Annotated in this window: 8 protein-coding genes; all 8 read left to right on the top strand. The window is 36.3% G+C overall.

What is annotated here, in order from left to right:
* Positions 1 to 89 precede the first annotated feature (89 nt).
* On the top strand, positions 90 to 1,286 hold the full coding sequence (locus AWV75_RS13790; RefSeq protein WP_060874578.1) for an IS256 family transposase: 1,197 nt from the start codon (positions 90 to 92) through the stop codon (positions 1,284 to 1,286).
* A gap of 1,105 nt (positions 1,287 to 2,391) precedes the next feature.
* Positions 2,392 to 8,457: a beta strand repeat-containing protein gene (locus AWV75_RS13785; protein WP_156424204.1), complete on the top strand. Its 6,066-nt coding sequence runs from the start codon at positions 2,392 to 2,394 to the stop codon at positions 8,455 to 8,457.
* Positions 8,458 to 8,483: 26 nt separating this feature from the next.
* Positions 8,484 to 10,934 carry a hypothetical protein gene (locus AWV75_RS13780; protein ID WP_060874928.1) on the top strand — a complete coding sequence of 817 codons (2,451 nt, stop codon included), beginning with the start codon at positions 8,484 to 8,486 and terminating at the stop codon, positions 10,932 to 10,934.
* 18 nt (positions 10,935 to 10,952) lie between these two features.
* Positions 10,953 to 13,010, top strand: a complete 2,058-nt coding sequence (locus tag AWV75_RS13775; protein WP_060874927.1) for a hypothetical protein — start codon at positions 10,953 to 10,955, stop codon at positions 13,008 to 13,010.
* Positions 13,011 to 13,017: 7 nt separating this feature from the next.
* The gene (locus AWV75_RS13770) at positions 13,018 to 13,521 is read left to right on the top strand and encodes a hypothetical protein (protein ID WP_060874926.1); all 504 of its coding nucleotides are present in this window, start codon (positions 13,018 to 13,020) and stop codon (positions 13,519 to 13,521) included.
* 10 nt (positions 13,522 to 13,531) lie between these two features.
* On the top strand, positions 13,532 to 16,471 hold the full coding sequence (locus tag AWV75_RS13765) for a hypothetical protein (protein ID WP_060874925.1): 2,940 nt from the start codon (positions 13,532 to 13,534) through the stop codon (positions 16,469 to 16,471).
* Positions 16,472 to 16,486: 15 nt separating this feature from the next.
* Positions 16,487 to 17,812 (top strand): gliding motility-associated C-terminal domain-containing protein, encoded by a 1,326-nt coding sequence (locus AWV75_RS13760; protein ID WP_060874924.1) that lies wholly within the window; start codon positions 16,487 to 16,489, stop codon positions 17,810 to 17,812.
* 11 nt (positions 17,813 to 17,823) lie between these two features.
* The gene (locus tag AWV75_RS13755) at positions 17,824 to 18,756 is read left to right on the top strand and encodes a PorP/SprF family type IX secretion system membrane protein (protein WP_060874923.1); all 933 of its coding nucleotides are present in this window, start codon (positions 17,824 to 17,826) and stop codon (positions 18,754 to 18,756) included.
* Positions 18,757 to 18,760 lie beyond the last annotated feature (4 nt).

Below are 18,760 nucleotides of genomic sequence, written 5' to 3'. Positions count from 1 at the left end.
GACACTGTACCAAAAACTGTGTAAGTATAAAATTCTGCTTGGGTTAAAACCGCGCAGAATTTTTTTATATATTTAATATTTAAATAGTTATGGAAACAAAAGACCTATTTCCGGATGAGTTTTTCAAACAGTTTAAAACTGGAGATGAACTTCAAAACTTCCTAAAAGACTTACAAAAGCGAGGAATTGAAAAAATGTTAGAAGGCGAGTTAGATGCTCATCTAGATTACGATAAGCATGATTTACGAAAGGAAGAAAATACGCGTAATGGTTACTCTACCAAAAAGATAAAAACGAGTTACGGAGAAGAAGAAATAAAGGTTCCTAGGGATCGTGATGCTAGTTTTAACCCTATGATTATCCCCAAACGAAAAAGCATGGTGGAGGGCTTGGAAAACGTTATTGTTTCCCTTTACGCCAAAGGGATGTCTGTTTCTGATATCGAAGAACAAATACGAGAAGTATATAATTTCGATGTCTCTAAATCCACAATATCTCGTATAACCGATGCTGTTACTGCAGATATTATCGCTTGGCAAAATCGCCCATTAGAACCAGTTTATTTAATTGTTTGGATGGATGGAATTGTATTTAAAGTTCGAGAAGATTCAAAAGTGATTAATAAAACTATTTATATCGCAGTAGGATTAAAACGTGATGGGCGTAAAGAAGTTTTAGGTTTGTGGTTAGGTAAAAATGAGTCATCTTCCTTTTGGATGGGTGTTTTAACGGATATAAAAGCCCGTGGAACTGAGGATATTTTAATTACAGCAACTGACAATTTAAACGGTTTTACTGATACTATTCGCACTGTTTTTCCTGAATCTAAAACGCAGATATGCGTTGTACATCAAATACGAAATGCTTGTAAATACGTTGTTTGGAAAGATAAAAGACCTTTTACTGCTGATATGAAACATATTTATAATGCTCCAAATAAACAAGCTGCGCAAGCTGCTTTTAATGACTTTGCTGTTAAATGGGAACATAAATATTCCTATGCAATACAAAGTTGGAGAAACAATTGGGAAGATCTTACAGTATTCTTTGAATTCCCTATAGAGATTAGAAAAATCATCTATACCACCAATTTAATTGAGAATTTAAACGGTAAAATAAGGAAGTATACCAAGAATAAATTATCCTTTCCTACAGACGAAGCTGTGATGAAATCCGTATATTTGGCTGTAAGAGAAGCAACTAAAAGATGGTCAATGCCAGTAAAAAGCTGGGGAATTATACTTGATCAATTCTTAATCCTATATCAAGAAAGGGTTAGACTTTAATTCAAAACCTAACCCAAGCTTTATTTTTGAACTTACACACTTTAAGAGATAGTGCCGACAAAAAGGCCTTTTTACCTAGTATCCTCCTAGAATACTCCAAACATACTCGAACAAAACTACTCCTAAAGTGTTATCCTAGATCTCTAATGCTTTTGTGATTTACCTGAACTCTTCTTCTCCTTATAAGATGAAAAACAATTTCCCTTCAGTACGCTATATAGTATTCAATTCTTAATTACTCTTTTTAATGTAGGAAAAATTACGTTGATTATTTTCTACAACAACTAAAATAAATCGCTTTCCACAAGATTCGTTTCACACAAAGAAGCAACTTGTTTTTTATTCTTAGGAATTAGATTGTAAATAAATTTAACCATCCTTTAGGAATCAAAACTACAAAAAACGCAAAATAAGGCGTGCTGATTGATTATTGTTTGGTCAAAGGTTTCTTAGGTGTTGAAATAAATAAAAATGGATTAACGCTAAAGTATGAAGGTCGTTTTTTGATAAAAATGGTTGTTTATTCCTTTTGTAGAGAAAAAAGGATTTTTTTGTCGTTTATTTTTCTTGAAAAGAAACAAAATAAAAGGGATAAAGAGCGCAACTAGTAGTTGTGAAATAAGGACATTTTACTCTCCTTTTTTTTCTGTGTTTTTCAATGCTTCAGCAAGACTACCACTCGTCTTTTACTTTTTTTAACAACAAAAAGCGGAATGGACTTTTTACTTATATGATTTATATCATGTTTTTGTACTTTTTTTTCGTACGTGTAGAAAATGAAACCTACTGACTCTTTTCTTTTTATTAATTACTTGATTTTTAGGTTTTTAATATTGATTCAGATTGTTGGAATGTAGTCCTTGCTAATAATGTGAAACATGTATTATATATATAATTGAGATTTTTGTTAAAGAAAAATGATAGCGTGAAAAGCGTTTCATCGCATCGTTCAAATTTGTGTTCAAATGGAACAAAAAGGAACGAATTGACAGGAATACAAGAAGGAATAAAATGGACAAATTGAATCGAGGACCTCTGTTAACAACGTCTAGTTTTAATTGCCAAAAAGAAATATAAAGAATAATACGACACAAAATATTAAGTTATGAAAAAAAGACTAATACCAATTGCACTTGTTATGGGAGCAATATCAGCAAACGCACAGGTGGGTATTGGAACATCAACACCAAATAAGTCAGCTGAATTAACAGTTCATGCTAAAAAAGGTGATCGAGGGATTTTGATTCCTAATGTGTCTTTATCTAGCACTAAAGATACTAAAACGATCGTGAATGGAAACGTAAATAGCTTGTTAGTATTCAATATTAATACCGTGAGTGATGTTACTCCAGGTTATTACTATTGGTATATTGATACATGGCAACGTTTAACAACAGAGAGCGATATTCCAGCTATTGTTGTAAATAACTTTGAAAATATCCTAAATATGGAAGGCGATAAGGTGACAAACCTTATCAAAAATATTGTTAGAAATACGGAAGGTAATGTAATTTATGAAGGGGATAAATTATATTATATCAATGCCGATGGAGACAAGGTTGAAATCAATTTTGGCGATATCGTTGCGGCGAATGAAAGTAAGACTGTTATTGTTTCTAATACATCAAAAAAACAACAGTATTATATTTCAGAATCGTATTTACAAGTTAACGACGCTCCTACACAAGCAACAATCGACACATGGACTGCAGGTACTGTACCAGCAGGCGTGTATGCGATTGATGTAGTAGGAGGTGTTGTTAACAATTTTGAAGAAGTAGTGAATCATGGTCCTATTACTGTAGATGGACGCACATTCCCTACCATTAATGATTATATCACCTACTTGACTGAAAGTAAGGGTGGATTTACAAAAATTGTATACGATCCAACGACTGGTGATGCTATTTTCCAAGAATGGAATGAAGCGACAAACAGTTGGGTGAATGTTAGCAATGCTAAATTCAAAAAAATCGTAACGGATAACGAAAGTAAAACCGTTATTGTATCTAATACAGCAAAAAAACAACAATACTATATTGCAGAAGCCTATTTGCAAGCAAATGGAGTACCTACACAAGCAACAATCGACACATGGACTGCAGGAAGTACGCCAGAAGGGGTATTCGCAATTGATGTAGTAGGAGGAGTGGTGAATAATTTTCAAGAGTTTGTAAATCACGGACCTATTACAGTTGATGGACGTACTTATCCTACAATTAACGATTACATTACCTATTTAACGGAAAGTACAGGTGGATTTACTAAAATCGTGTACGATAGCCAAAGTAGAAATGCTAGTTTCCAACAATGGGATGAAGCAACACAACAATGGGTGAATGTAATCAATAGTAAATTTAAGAAAATCATTACGGACAATGAGAGCCAAACGCAAATCATTACCGTTGATGGTAATCAATACTACGTATCAGAAGCTTATTTAGTTGCTAATGATGGTGTTGTTCCAACTACTGTTAATCCAGCTAATTTACCAGCAGGTATTTATGCAATTGATGTAGTAGGTGGCGTAGTAAACAACTTTGAGGAAATCGTAACGAACGGGCCTATCACGGTTGACGGACGTACTTATCCTACAATCAATGATTACATCACGCATTTGACACAAACAACAGGTGGGTTCACTAAAATTGTTTATGATCAAACAACAGGAGATGTAATTTTCCAAGAATGGGATGCTTCTACAAATTCATGGGTTAATGTAGACAACAGCAAATTTGAAACCATCGTTCAAGCGAATGAAAGTAAAACAACAATCATTACGGTTGACGGAAACCAATATTACGTATCAGAAGAATACCTAATTGCAAATAACGGTGTGGTTCCAACAACGGTAACTCCAGCGAATTTACCAGCGGGTATTTATGCAATTGATGTAGTAGGTGGGGTAGTCAACAACTTTGAGGAAATCGTAACGAACGGACCTATCACAGTTGACGGACGCACATTCCCAACAATCAATGATTACATCACGCATTTGACACAAACAACAGGTGGTTTTACTAAAATTGTTTATGATCAAACAACAGGAGATGTAATTTTCCAAGAATGGGATGCTTCTACAAATTCATGGGTTAATGTAGACAACAGCAAATTTGAAACTATCGTTCAAGCGAATGAAAGTAAAACAACAATCATTACGGTTGACGGAAACCAATATTACGTATCAGAAGAATACCTAATTGCAAATAACGGTGTGGTTCCAACAACGGTAACTCCAGCGAATTTACCAGCGGGTATTTATGCAATTGATGTAGTAGGTGGCGTAGTCAACAACTTTGAGGAAATTGTAACGAACGGACCTATCACAGTTGATGGACGTACGTATCCAACAATCAACGATTACATCACACATTTGACAGAAACAACAGGTGGATTCACTAAAATTGTTTATGATCAAACGACAGGAGATGTAATTTTCCAAGAATGGGATGCTGCTACAAACACTTGGGTGAATGTAGACAATAGTAAATTCAAAACAATTGTTACAGAAAATGAAACGGTAACCGTATTAGTAAAAAATCCAAACGGAACCTATACTTACTATAACGAAAAAGAAATTGATGCAAACGGTCAACCTAAAGCAGGTGCGACAGGTGTAACCATTGATCCAGCTTTAGTTATCGTTGAAGATTTATCTAAATCAGATGGAACTTACATTTTCAAAGATTCAGAAGGAAATACAATCGCAACAATTGATATCAATTCAGATAACATTCGTTACGACAATACAACGTCAGGATTAACATCAACGAATGTAAAAGACGCTTTAGATGAGTTAGCGAATACAATTGCTACAACCAAAGGAGATTTATCAGTAGCAGGAGGATTAGAGTTCACTGGAACAACGGATGGAACAGCGAAATTATTAGCAGATGCGGGTATCCAAATTGCTGATGGTGGAGTTACTGAAGATAAGATTGGAGACAAAGCCGTTACAGCTGACAAATTAAACGGAGGCCAAGGTGCTGATGGACGTGTAGGTGTAGCAGGGGCTGATGGAACCATCACATACAAAACGTTAGACGAATTAGTAAAAGCAAACGAAACGGTAACGGTATTCGTAGAGAATGCAAATGGAACGTATACGTATTACAACGAAAATGAAATTGATGCAAACGGTCAACCAAAAGCGGGAGCAACAGGAGTAACAATCGATCCAAAAGAAGTATCAGTAGCTTTAAATACTACTACTAATGTATACGAGTTCAAAAACTCAAACGGAGATGTAATTGGAGAAATAGATGCGAATGCGAATGCAATTTCTTACGATGATTCAACAACAAACTTAAACGTAACGAATGTACAAGGAGCGATTGAGAAGTTGTTAGAAAAAATCACAACGGTTGAAGGAACCAAAGGAGATTTAGCAGTAGCAGGAGGATTAGAGTTCACAGGAACAACGGATGGAACAGCAAAATTATTAGCAGATGCGGGTATCCAAATCGCTGATGGTGGAGTTTCAACAGATAAAATCGCTGATGGTGCAGTAACTGAAGATAAGATTGGAGACAAAGCTGTTACAGCTGACAAATTAAACGGAGGCCAAGGCGCTGACGGACGTGTAGGTGTAGCAGGAGCTGATGGAACAATCACGTATAAAACATTAGACGAAGTAGTAAAAGCAAACGAAACGGTAACGGTATTAGTAAAGAATGCAAACGGAACGTATACGTACTACAACGAAAATGAAATTGATGCAAACGGTCAACCAAAAGCGGGTGCAACAGGAGTAACAATCGATCCTGCTTTAGTAATTGTAGAAGATTTATCTAAATCAGAAGGAAAATACATTTTTAAAGATTCAGAGGGAAATACAATCGCAACGATAGATATCAACTCAGATAACATCTTGTATGATAATTCAACATCAGGATTAACATCAACGAATGTAAAAGATGCTTTAGATGAGTTAGCCAATACAATTGCTACAACCAAAGGAGACTTGACAGTAGCAGGAGGCTTAGAGTTCACAGGAACAACGGATGGAACAGCGAAATTATTAGCAGATGCGGGTATCCAAATCGCTGATGGTGGAGTTTCAACAGATAAAATTGCTGACGGTGCAGTAACTGAAGATAAAATCGGAGACAAAGCTGTAACTGCTGATAAATTAAACGGAGGCCAAGGCGCTGATGGACGTGTAGGTGTAGCAGGAGCTGATGGAACCATCACATACAAAACGTTAGACGAAGTAGTAAAAGCAAACGAAACGGTAACGGTATTCGTAGAAAATGCAAATGGAACGTATACGTACTACAACGAAAGTGAAATTGATGCAAACGGTCAACCAAAAGCGGGTGCAACAGGAGTAACAATCGATCCAAAAGAAGTATCAGTAGCTTTAAATACAACTACTAATGTATACGAGTTCAAAAATTCAAACGGAGATGTAATCGGAGAAATCGATGCGAATGCGAATGCAATTTCTTACGATGATTCAACAACAAACTTAAACGTGACGAATGTACAAGGAGCGATTGAGAAGTTGTTAGAAAAAATCACAACGGTTGAAGGAACAAAAGGAGATTTAATTGTATCTGGAGGACTTGAATTTATTGAAAGAACATCAGGTGTAGCTAAATTATTAGCTGATGCAAATATCCAAATTGCTGATAAAGGAGTTACTGCTGAAAAATTAGACGGTGGTAAAGGATTAGACGGACGTGTAGGTGTAGCAGATGCAGATGGAACCATCACATATAAAACGTTAGACGAAGTAGTAAAAGCGAATGAAACGGTAACGGTATTTGTACAAAATACAAATGGAACATATACCTATTACAATGAAGATCAAATTGATGCAAACGGTCAACCTAAAGTAGGAGCAACAGGAGTAACAATCGATCCAAAAGAAGTATCAGTTGCTTTAAATACAACAACTAATGTATACGAGTTCAAAAACTCAAACGGAGATGTAATTGGAGAAATTGATGCGAATGCAAATGCAATTTCTTATGATGATTCAACAACAAACTTAAACGTAACGAATGTACAAGGAGCGATTGAGAAGTTGTTAGAAAAAATTACAACGGTTGAAGGAACTAAAGGATCATTAACATCCGCTTCTATTTATGTAGATGGTGGAGCAGATGCTTTATTAAAAGATGCAAAATTAGATCTTAAAGGAGGTTCAACGGATGGACAAGTCTTAGTTACGGTTACGAAAAATGTCGTAGTTGGACAAAATCCTGATGGTTCTGATATTGTAGAGTCTCGTAAAGTAACAGAATGGCAAGATCCAAAAGACGTGGTTGCTACTACAGTAACGGCTAAGAACGGTATTTCAGTAGTAAATGACGCAGATGGAAATAGTGAATTTAGATTAGGAGGAAATTTAGATGCATCTACAGTAATCACAACAAGTACAACAAATACATTGGCTATTGCAGGATTGGATACTGTAACAACGAATCCAACAGCAAATAACTTAGTGATTGCAGATGCAGCAGGTGTTTTAAAACAAACCTCTGCGAAAAACATGATTGAAGATGTTATCACACAAGGTGATCTAGAGGCTAAAAAGCTAAAAGGGGTGGGTATTACAGTTACAGCAGGTGAAAATGCTGGAAATAACTTGAATACAGAAGTGGCAAGCTCTTTATTAAAAGATGTGACTTTAGGTATTGCTGATAAAGCGGTAACAGCAGGTAAACTAGATGCAGGAACAAGTACATCTGATGCTCCACGTGTTGGAATTGCAGACCAAGATGGAAATGTAACGTACCAAGATTTACAAACAGTAGTACAAGCAGAACAAAAAACAGTAGTGTTAGAAAATGGTACCAATACAACCGTTTCTAGCCGTGTAGATGCAGCGAAACCAAATGAAACAATTTGGAAAGTTGATGTTGCGAATGCGGTTAAAACGGTAGCTGCAGCAACTGCTTTAGTAGCAGAAGATGCAGTAGTATTAGTAAATGCTGATGCAGCACCAACAGAAGGTATCGTGATCACATTACCAGTAGCAGATGCAAATAATAAAGGAAAAAAATACACCATTAAAAAACTAGACACGAACGAAGACGGTTATGTTGTTGTTGAAGGAAACGTAGCAGGGTTAAACGGTAAAAAGCTAGAAACAGGCTTACCATACTCTGGTTGGGACTTTGTATCAGATGGTACACAATGGCAAATCGTTAACAAATTTTAATCACCTTACTTAATCAGAAATTAATCATGAAAAAAATTATACTATCAGCAGCAGTAGCTTTTACAGTGTTAACAACATCAAATGTTGTAGCTCAACAAGGATTTGGAACAAATACACCAGATCGTTCAGCAGCTGTCGATATCGTGTCTAACAAAAGAGGTTTATTAATCCCAAGATTAGACTTAACTAAAACAACAGAAGCTGGACCAGTTGCGAAACCTGAAAACGCTTTGTTCGTATACAATAAAGCTACAGCGAATGATGTAACGCCTGGTTTCTATTACTGGGAAGCTGCAAATGTAGCAAATGCAAAAGAACAAGGATTAGGTAGATGGGTGCGTTTCGTATCATCTAATTCAGGAAATGCAGTAACAGTTTCAGCAGGAACAAATGTTACGGTTACCCCGTCAACAGATGGACACGATACAAATTACGAAGTAAGTGTAAAAGGAGGAGCTGAAGCAGGACAAGTATTAGTTACGAAAATAGAAGTAATTAATGGAGAAACTGTTCATACAACAGAATGGGTAAAACCGGAAGATTTTATTCAAGGATCTGTAGTAGGTGAAAATGGTATTACTGCTGAAATCGTTGGTGATAAAGTACACGTTGGATTAGGTGGAGCTTTAGGTAAAGCAACAACAATTGAAACAACACCTGGAGAAAAAGGAAATACTTTAGCTATTACAGGTTTAGAAAAATTAGACGGTACTACAGGAAAAGAATTTGACGCAACTACACAAAATATTGTGATCATGGGAGCGGATGGAATCTTAAAAGTAGTGACGCCAAAAGCATTATTAGAAGATGTTATTACAGAAGGAGTAAACGGAAAAGCGTTGACTTCATCTTCTATTACAATTGATGGGAATGGAGCTACAGCACTTTTAAAAGAGGTGAAAATTGATATTACTCCTGGTGCAGACAATGATATGGTAATGGTAACAGGAACAGATGCTGATGGAAATAAAGTTACAAAATGGGTTGCCCCAGGAAACTTAGGAAATACAGTAACCGCATCAAACGGTTTGACAAAAGATGCAGCGAATGATATTACATTAGGTGGAGCTTTAACAGGTGCAACTAAAATTACTACGGATGCTACTAATACGTTAGCAGTTGAAGGATTAGTAGAATTAGATAAAGCTGGATTAACAGGAAATAATGTAGTTGTTGCAGATTCAAATGGAGTGTTAAGAGAAACTTCTCCAGAAAACTTGATTGGTAAAGCAATTGAAGGTGAGGGGATTGTTGCTAAAAAACTAACAGGAAATGGAATTACAGTAACTGCAGGTACAACTGTAGGGACTACGTTAGAAGTTGCAGATGCTTTATTAAAAGATGTAACATTAGGTATTGCTGATGGAGCAGTTACAAATAGTAAAATTGATGCAGGAGCAGTAACAGCAGATAAAATGACATCGAAAGATACAGCGAATGGAAACAATGCAACAGAAGGGCAAGTACCTGTAGCTGACGGACAAGGTGGAGTAACGTATCAAAACGTTTCTTCAGCTATTGGTCAAGATTTGACAACAGATGGAAAAATTGTTATTGGTACAAATAAAGCTTCTCAATTAGAGGATGCAGTATTAGTTCCAACTCATTTAAGTATCAAAGAAGGAAGCATTGGTACAACAGAACTTACAGATGGTGCTGTTACAGCAGAAAAAATGACTGCAAATACAGGAACTGCAAATGCTCCTAAAGGATCTGTTCCAGTAGCAGGTGATAATGGATCAGTTAGTTATCAACAAATTACAGGTGAGTTGTTAAACGGGAAAGCGTTAACATCTCCAACAGGATCAATTAGTGTAGTTGGTGGAGAGAAAGCTTTATTAGATGGAACTACGATTGATATTACAGGTGGTACAGCAGCAGGTCAAGTTTTAGTAACGAAAGAAGAAAACGGTGTTTTTGTAACAGAATGGGTAACACCAACTGATTTAGGAAATACAGTAACGGCTTCAAACGGTTTAACTAAAACTGGAAATGATATCGCTTTAGGAGGAACTATTGATACACCTACTGTTTTAGCAATTGACAGCGCAAAAGGATCATTAGCAATCACAGGATTAACTACAGCAGATGCAGCTCAAAAGAACAAAACAGTTGTTGTACAAGCAGATGGTCAATTGGCAACGATTGATACAGCTGCTGGAAATGTAGTAATCAACCAAGAAGGTAACGTAACGATTGGTGGAAATACTTCTGTAGTAAATAACTACCACCCATCAATGAGCGAAATCGTAATTGAGGTAATGTTAGGCGCTACAGATACAACGTTAAACTTACCAGAAGTTAACGGAACGGAAGGACAAACAATTAGTGTGAAAATTGCGAATACAACAGAAGCACACAACGGATATTTAAATATCAAAGCCGGAAATGACGTTTTAGCGTATGGAGCGATGCCTTATCAAGGATGGATTATCAAATCGAACGGAGCGAAATGGATCGTTGTGGGTCGTAACTAATAAAAAAGAAAAACAAAGATGAAAAAAAGATACATTGGAATTGCAGGACTTGGTTTAGTATTGGCATTAGGTACGCAACAAGCTCATGCACAACAAGGTTTCGGTACAGATAAACCTGCAAAATCAGCAGCAGTAGATATACAATCCTCTAAAAGAGGATTGTTGATTCCGCGTGTTGACTTAGTAAGCACAGTAAACGGTACAACACCGATTAATACACCAGAGCAATCGTTAATGGTTTATAACCAAGCAACGACAGCTAAAGGAGCTGACGATGTAACACCTGGATACTACTATTGGGATACGAATCGTTGGGTTCGTTTTGCTCAACAAGGAGATATTACTGCAATTAACTTAGGAGGTGATGTAACAGGACCAACCAATGCTACAATAGTAGGTGCTATTCAAGGAGTTGCTGTATCGGATGTAAATCCAACAGCAAATCAAGTATTGACTTTTGATGCAACAGAAGGGAAATGGAAAGCAGTAAGCTTAACAGAAACTAATCTTACAAGTTCAAAAGGAATTACAGGAACAGGTATTACAGTTGGAGGAGAAACAAATGGAGCGAATTCAACGTTAAAAGAGGTAAGCTTAGCTATTACACCAGGTACAGCGAATCAAGTAATGGTTACAGATGCGACTGGGAAGTTTACAACTTGGGTGGATCAATCAACGATTGCACCAGCAACGACACATACAATTGGTAAAGTAGAAAATACAAATGGGAATACCCTTATTTCTACTGTAAATGGTGTAGAAGCAACAACAGACATTATTGCTAATGTTAGCAATACCATTACGAATAATACAGTCTTGAATACAACAGTAAATGGACAAACAGGTCAATTAGATTTAGGTCCTGTTATTCAAGCTGGACAAAAGATTTCTACGGTTGTAGATGGGGTAAACACAACAGTGACCTCTACTGTAGATCCTGCCAGTGCAAATACGACAGTATATCAAGTGAATGTATCGAAAGATGCGATTCAAGGAGAGCAAAAAACAACTACTGTTGTAGGGAAAGACAACAAAGTATCTGTAGTTACTACAGGAGCTGGTACAACTGGAAATAATACAGAATATACGGTAGGTGTAGAACAAGGAAATCTTGATTTAGCTCAAATCGGTGGATCCTTAACACCAGGGCAAATTGCTCCAGGTACTGAAGGGCAAGTATTGACAACGGTAAAAAAAGGAGAGGATCTTGCTACTTCTTGGGAAACTCCTAAAGCGCATGAAAATATCTATACGCATGATGGAACGTTAGCAGCTAATCCTTCAGCTTCAACGAGAACTGTTGATTTTGGTTCATTGATTAATATGACATTTAAGAAAAATACGCAAAGTCATCAGTTTACGTATGATACTAATCATACGGGAATTAATATGTTTGGTAATACCACATCGTCTATTAATTTGATTGCAAATAATAAAAAAATTGATAATCAAGAATCGAAATTACAACTATTCCACAATAGTGATAAATCAGAGATTAATGCTAATGCAGACAAAGGGTTATGGATTTCAGCAGCCGAACAACAAGTTATTACTTTAGGTAATCGCTATTTTCCAAATGGGCAATCCAATGCTTTTTATGACGAGCATGTTGTAATAAAAGCTGACGGAGGTGTTCAAGTAAAAAAAATCAACACGGCAGCATTCAAAGGAGGAGCAAATGATAAAGTAGTGGTAACGGATGCAGATGGAGTATTGAAAGCATTAAAAGCAGTAATGCCAAAATTCTTCTATATGCCATCAGTAATGGTACCAACTGCAGCGAATCAAGCGACACAAGAAGGGGTGACTTTTAATAATGGAACTCGTACAGGTACTATTAATTTGTACACTATTTATCAGAAACAATTTGGAACACCCGTAATGAGCAGCCCAGGAGCAACAGCTTTACCTGTGTTACCAGCCACGGAGCTAGGTTTCCACGTAACATACGCTACTCCAGGAGTATTTACAATTGTAAGCATTGATGCTCAAGGAGTAATGACTTATACTGTAGATGGAAGTGCGAATGTAAATGTAGGAAGCTTTATTAATATTGTTTTCTCTGTTAAAGAATAACCAAATAATGAAGAAAAATATTTTATATATAACTTTAATTTTTGCTCTGTGCTTTGGAATCAAAGCACAGGCGCAGAATATCATTGGATATCAAGCGAAATTGAGTAATTTGAGTAATACACAAGCAGAACAGCTAAATCATTTGATTCGAGGTGCGTCTACAACGATTTATGTAACAACTCAAAATGAGGCTGAACTTTTTAAAGGAAATACGGTTCAAGTATCAGTGATGAAGGTAACCCAATCTCGTGATTTTGCTAAATTAACAGGACAATTCAGTAATCAATTGAATGAAGTAACTGCGTTGAGTATTGATTGGGATGGACAAGAGGAGCTAGTGATCCCAACAGGATTAATAGACTTATTGCCAAATTTAAAATACATTTACATTCAATCGTATGAAGTATTAAACCAAACAGTTATTCAAAATAGATTTTCAAATCTATTGAATCAATTGAATGGAAATACAACTGTGGAAGTTTTGTTTTATACCATGGAACAACCAAGCTAAAAGAAAAACTATGAAAAATTTTATGAAGAGCGTTAAGGCTTCTCTTTTGACTGTTTTAACTTTATGTCTGGTGTTATTGTCAGAAACTTCAACATTCGCTCAAATTAAAGTAGACTTTAAACCACGTCAATCAGCAAAAGCGCCGATTCCTTATACCAATGTGAAAAATTATAAGGTACAAGGAGATTTCTTGATGTTGGGGAATACGAGTATGACTTTAGTAGATTATGCTGTAGAAAAAGATAATAGTAGTAATCTAATGCGTTACGTAGATGTTGATGGAGATGGAAATACCATTAACTCATCTTCTGCAGATTTAGTATTGCCAGGCGGAGAATGTACGGAGATTCTGTATGCAGGTTTATATTGGTCAGGTAGAGCACATGATGGAGGAAGTAGCGCTCAGACATTTACTGTTAATAATACAGTAATGAGAGAGGTTTATGATGGAGACATAAAAGTTACAGGAGGTAATTTCAGCAATTATGGAATTAATTTATCTAAGGTAAGAGAAGGATCCACTCGAAATTTTTATACGAGATATCAAATTGATTTTAAAGGGACAACTACAATTATCGATTTTACTCCGAGCGGTGTGTTTTTATGGGAAAATGGAAATTGGAGAACATTATCAGCTTGGATAACAAATCCTTCTTCTTCCATTAAATCAGCACAACTACAACAACCTTTAGTGATACGATCAGGTTCGGCTACCTTGACAATTAAAACGTTATTTAGTAATTCTGCTACTAATGGTAATAGTAGTAGTTATACAAATAATAATAACTATATGATCATGGATTTTTCTGGAGAAGCGGAAGTACAAGAGAGTAAGTTATTAGACAAGAGAAAAGTAAAGTTAAAAGTAAAGGATAAGTCGTATATTGATGTAGTTGCTAGTGCTTCGGATATCTATTATCCAAGTAATCAGGACGGTAATATGTATTCGGCTTATGCAGATGTTACTGAGTATGTACGTCAAAATGGAGCTGCAACCTACACAGTTGCTGATTTAGCAATTATTGAAGGAAATGGTGGAGGAACAGGTTTTTATGGAGGATGGGGAATGGTTATCATCTATAAAAATGCTACAATGAAATGGAGAGATATTACGGTATTTGATGGACATGCGTATGTAGCAGGTGGAAATTACAAGTATGAATTGCCTATTTCAGGATTTAAAGCATCACAATATGGAAACGTAAATGTTACGTTAGGAATGATGGCTGGTGAAGGAGATCGTACGATTGCTGGAGATTATTTCGAAATTAAGAGAGGTAATAACTATGATCGTTTGTCTCATGGAGGTAATACAACAGGTAACTTTTTTAACTCTTCAATCGCAGTAGGAAATACAGCTAGAAACCCTTCTTTAATTAATAATACAGGGTTTGATATTGCCAAATTTGATTTAGATAATAGCAACAATAAATATATAGGTAATAATGCAACCAATACAACTTTCCGCTATGGAAGTACACAAGATACCTATGTTATTTATAATATTGTTTTTGCAGTAGATGCTTACGTCCCTGAAATTATTGGAGAAAATAAAGCCATAGCTGTTGATGGAGTAACTCCAAGCAATAACGGACAAATTTCTCCCGGACAACGATTTGGTTTTGAATTAGACGTATATAATAAAGGAACAGAAGCGGTAAACACTTCAAAAATAGAAATTCCTGTACCGTCCAATTTACATTTTGCAGGCGCAGAGGTACAAACTGGATTTCCAGTAGGTGGAAGCGTAATTTGGTTTCCTCCAACAGGTGGTACAAATGATCCCAATGTTACTGCAGGAGGAAAAATTGTATGGAATATTGGTACTTTGCCTTTAGATCAAAGAGCAGATAAGAAAACACTATTAGCGAAGCTAAAATATTACTTCAAAGTATCGGATAACTGTGTTTTACTATCTACTAATGTTTGTGGTTTAGAAGTGCGTATCAACGGTAAAATTTCTGGAGTAGGTGCTACGTCTACAACTGAAGTAGGATCAGATTTAGTGAGAGATTACGGAAGTGGTGCGTGTGCGGGACCTGTATATGATGATTTTATGTCAACGATTTCTTTGAGTGTTGATTTCTTACAAAATTGTAACCCACCAGTTGAAAATAATGTAATGCAATTCAGAGTTTTTTGTGATATACCTGCAAATGGTTTTTCAAGAAACGAAGTTGTAGCAAAATATCCAACGGGAGCGAAGTTCTTTAGTACACAACCCACAACATATAGTTCAAATGATGGATTAATTACTGGAAATTTCCCTGTGAATGCTGATGGTACAAAAAGAATGTACTATGTGATGACACCTGGTATGGGAGATGGTTGTTATGCTAGATTAGAAATTAGTGTAGACAAGGTGGTAACTGAACCAACAGCAAAGAATACTACGGTGTGTTTTGGAGAACCAATCGTTTTAGAAAATGCTTTATCTCAAATAGGAGTGACCAATCAATATGCTTTGGTATATTTTGCTGCTAATGGAACGACTAAACTGGAAGGAGAACCAAATCCTACAACAGTTGGGGTACATAACTACTATGTAGCAGAAGGAAAAGACGGATGTGTTGGACCAAAGAAACCATTTACGATTACAATTAATGCTTTACCAGTGATCAACGGAGAAGTAACAGATATGGAAATTTGTTCGAATTTTGATGTTACAACTACCGTGCAGACAACAGGTACAGGATTGAGCTATACTTGGGAGTATTCAACAACAGGAACAACATGGCAAACGTTAACTAATGCTACTTTCACGAATAAAGTTGTGGTTACGAATAATACAATTGAAGTGAAACATGCGGATACTCAATTAAACGGTACAAAATTGCGTTTAAAAGTAAGTAACAATACTTGTACAGCAACGTCTAATGTATTTGAAATAAAAGTAAAAGATTGTCCTGCTGTAACAAATCCAATGTTGTTAAATTCTGCTATTCAATAATCTAAACGAAAGAGTATGAAAAAAATATATAGCAACCGAGTACTTTTCCTAAGCATTTTAGGTGTTAGTGTAGCGGCAGTAGCACAAGAGAATCAAGCTTCTTTTGTTAATCAAGGAGAGATGGTTGTAGGTAGAGATGGAATTATTTCCACGATCTACAGCTTTGATAACCAAGAGGGAGCTTCTGTAGTGAACGGAGGAACGGCTTATTTTTACCGCGATTTCAACAATAATGGATATTATTCTTTTGATGAAGAGAGAAAGAATAACAGTACAAGTACGGCTGTTTTTACCCGTTATGAAGATGAGCATGGATCACAGTTGCTAAGTGGTAAATCTCCTTCTAAGTTTTACAATGTACAGTTGAATAACGATACCAAAGAAGTAGCGTTTGATTTGCAAAACAACATCGACGTTCATGGAACAATGGACTTTCTTGATGGAATCATCAAAGTAGATCCTACAATTGATCCAGAAGCAAAAATATCAAAGGGGATGTTGAGTTTCCACCCTGGATCTAAAGCAACGAATGTAGATGATGCATCACACGCAGAAGGTTTAGTAGAAAAGATCGGAAATGAACCTTTCCAATATCCAAAAGGAGATAAACAGATGTATCGTTATGCGCGTATTACTGCGCCTAAAGATATCAAAGATGTTTTCCTTGGAGAATACCGTACAGAAGACAAACAATTCTTTACTGCACGCGCGGCAACAGCGGGTGTAATCAAAGAATTGGATACGAATGAGTACTGGTTAATCGATAGAGGAAGTGATACCAAAAGTGACATCCTATTAACGTTAAGTTGGGATGAGCGTACAACGCCAGCTTCTATTATTGCAGATCCAGAAAACGAATTGCACATTGTGCGTTGGGATGCGAAACAACAACTATGGGTAGATGAAGGTGGAGTTGCGGATATGTCAACGAAAGAAATCACGACGGTAGCAGCGGTAAAAGGATATGGATTCTTTACGTTAGCTACAGTGAAAAAAGACTGGATTTTAGATGGTGATATCGTAATTTATAACTTGGTAACACCAGATGGAGATGGTAAAAACGATTACTTTATCATTGATAATATCAATAAATATCCAAACAACACCGTAGAGATTTTCAACCGTTGGGGGGTAAAAGTATATGAAACCAAAGGCTATGACCCTAATGGAGATGGAAGTTCAAATGTATTCAAAGGATATTCTGAAGGACGCGTAACCATAGATAAGAGCAAGAAATTACCAAGCGGTACCTACTACTACGTTGTAACGTATGAGTACAAAGACCAAAATGGTAGTCGCATGATTAAGAAAGCTGCAAATTTACATTTGGAGTCTAATTAAATCAAAACTAGATGAAATTAAGAAACACAATACAGACGATTGTTCTTGGAGGTATAGGTTTGCTCAGCATGACGCAAACCTATGCGCAACAAGATCCACAGTATACGCAATACATGTATAACCATTCCAATATAAACCCGGCATATGCAGGGAGTAGAGAAGGGTTAAACATCTTCGGTTTATATCGCACCCAATGGGTAGGATTAGAAGGAGCTCCTAAAACAGCAACCCTATCGGTAAATACACCTTTAGGAGATTCAGGATTGGGATTAGGAGTGAACTTTGTAAATGATCACTTGGGGGTAATGGATGATAATACGCTATCTGTTGATTTATCCTATGCGATTGATTTGAATTACCACACTAAATTAGCCTTCGGATTAAAAGGATCGGCAAATTTATTAGATGTAAACTACAGCAAATTGCATATTTACAATCCGACAGATCCAGTAGCAGAAAATGATATCAAGAATAAGTTTACACCCAATGTTGGAGCGGGATTATTCTTATACTCAGATAAAGCATATGTAGGATTATCTATACCAAATATGTTAACGCGTTCACGTTATAACGACAATGACACGAAAACACTGCGTCAAAAAATGCACGTGTATTTAACAGGGGGGTATGTGTTTGATTTAAATAACAATATCAAATTCAAACCTGCAGCTATGGCAAAAATGGAGCAAGGATCTCCATTGCAAGTGGATCTATCTGCAAACTTTATGTTTGTTGATAAATTTACAGCGGGAATTGCTTATCGTTGGGATGCTTCTATAAGTGGTTTAGTTGGTTTCCAAGTGTCAGAAAATATCTTTGTTGGATATAGTTACGATGCGGAAACAACAAAATTAGCCAACTATAACTCAGGCTCTCACGAGATATTCATGCGATTCACTTTGTTTAACAGCTATAAGCGTATTACTGCGCCAAGGTTCTTCTAATTGT

The sequence above is a fragment of the Myroides odoratus genome, from assembly GCF_001549985.1.
GTDB classification, from domain to species: domain Bacteria; phylum Bacteroidota; class Bacteroidia; order Flavobacteriales; family Flavobacteriaceae; genus Flavobacterium; species Flavobacterium odoratum_A.
Note: the sequence above shows the minus strand (reverse complement) of the source record. Positions and strands in the feature narration are given on the sequence as shown.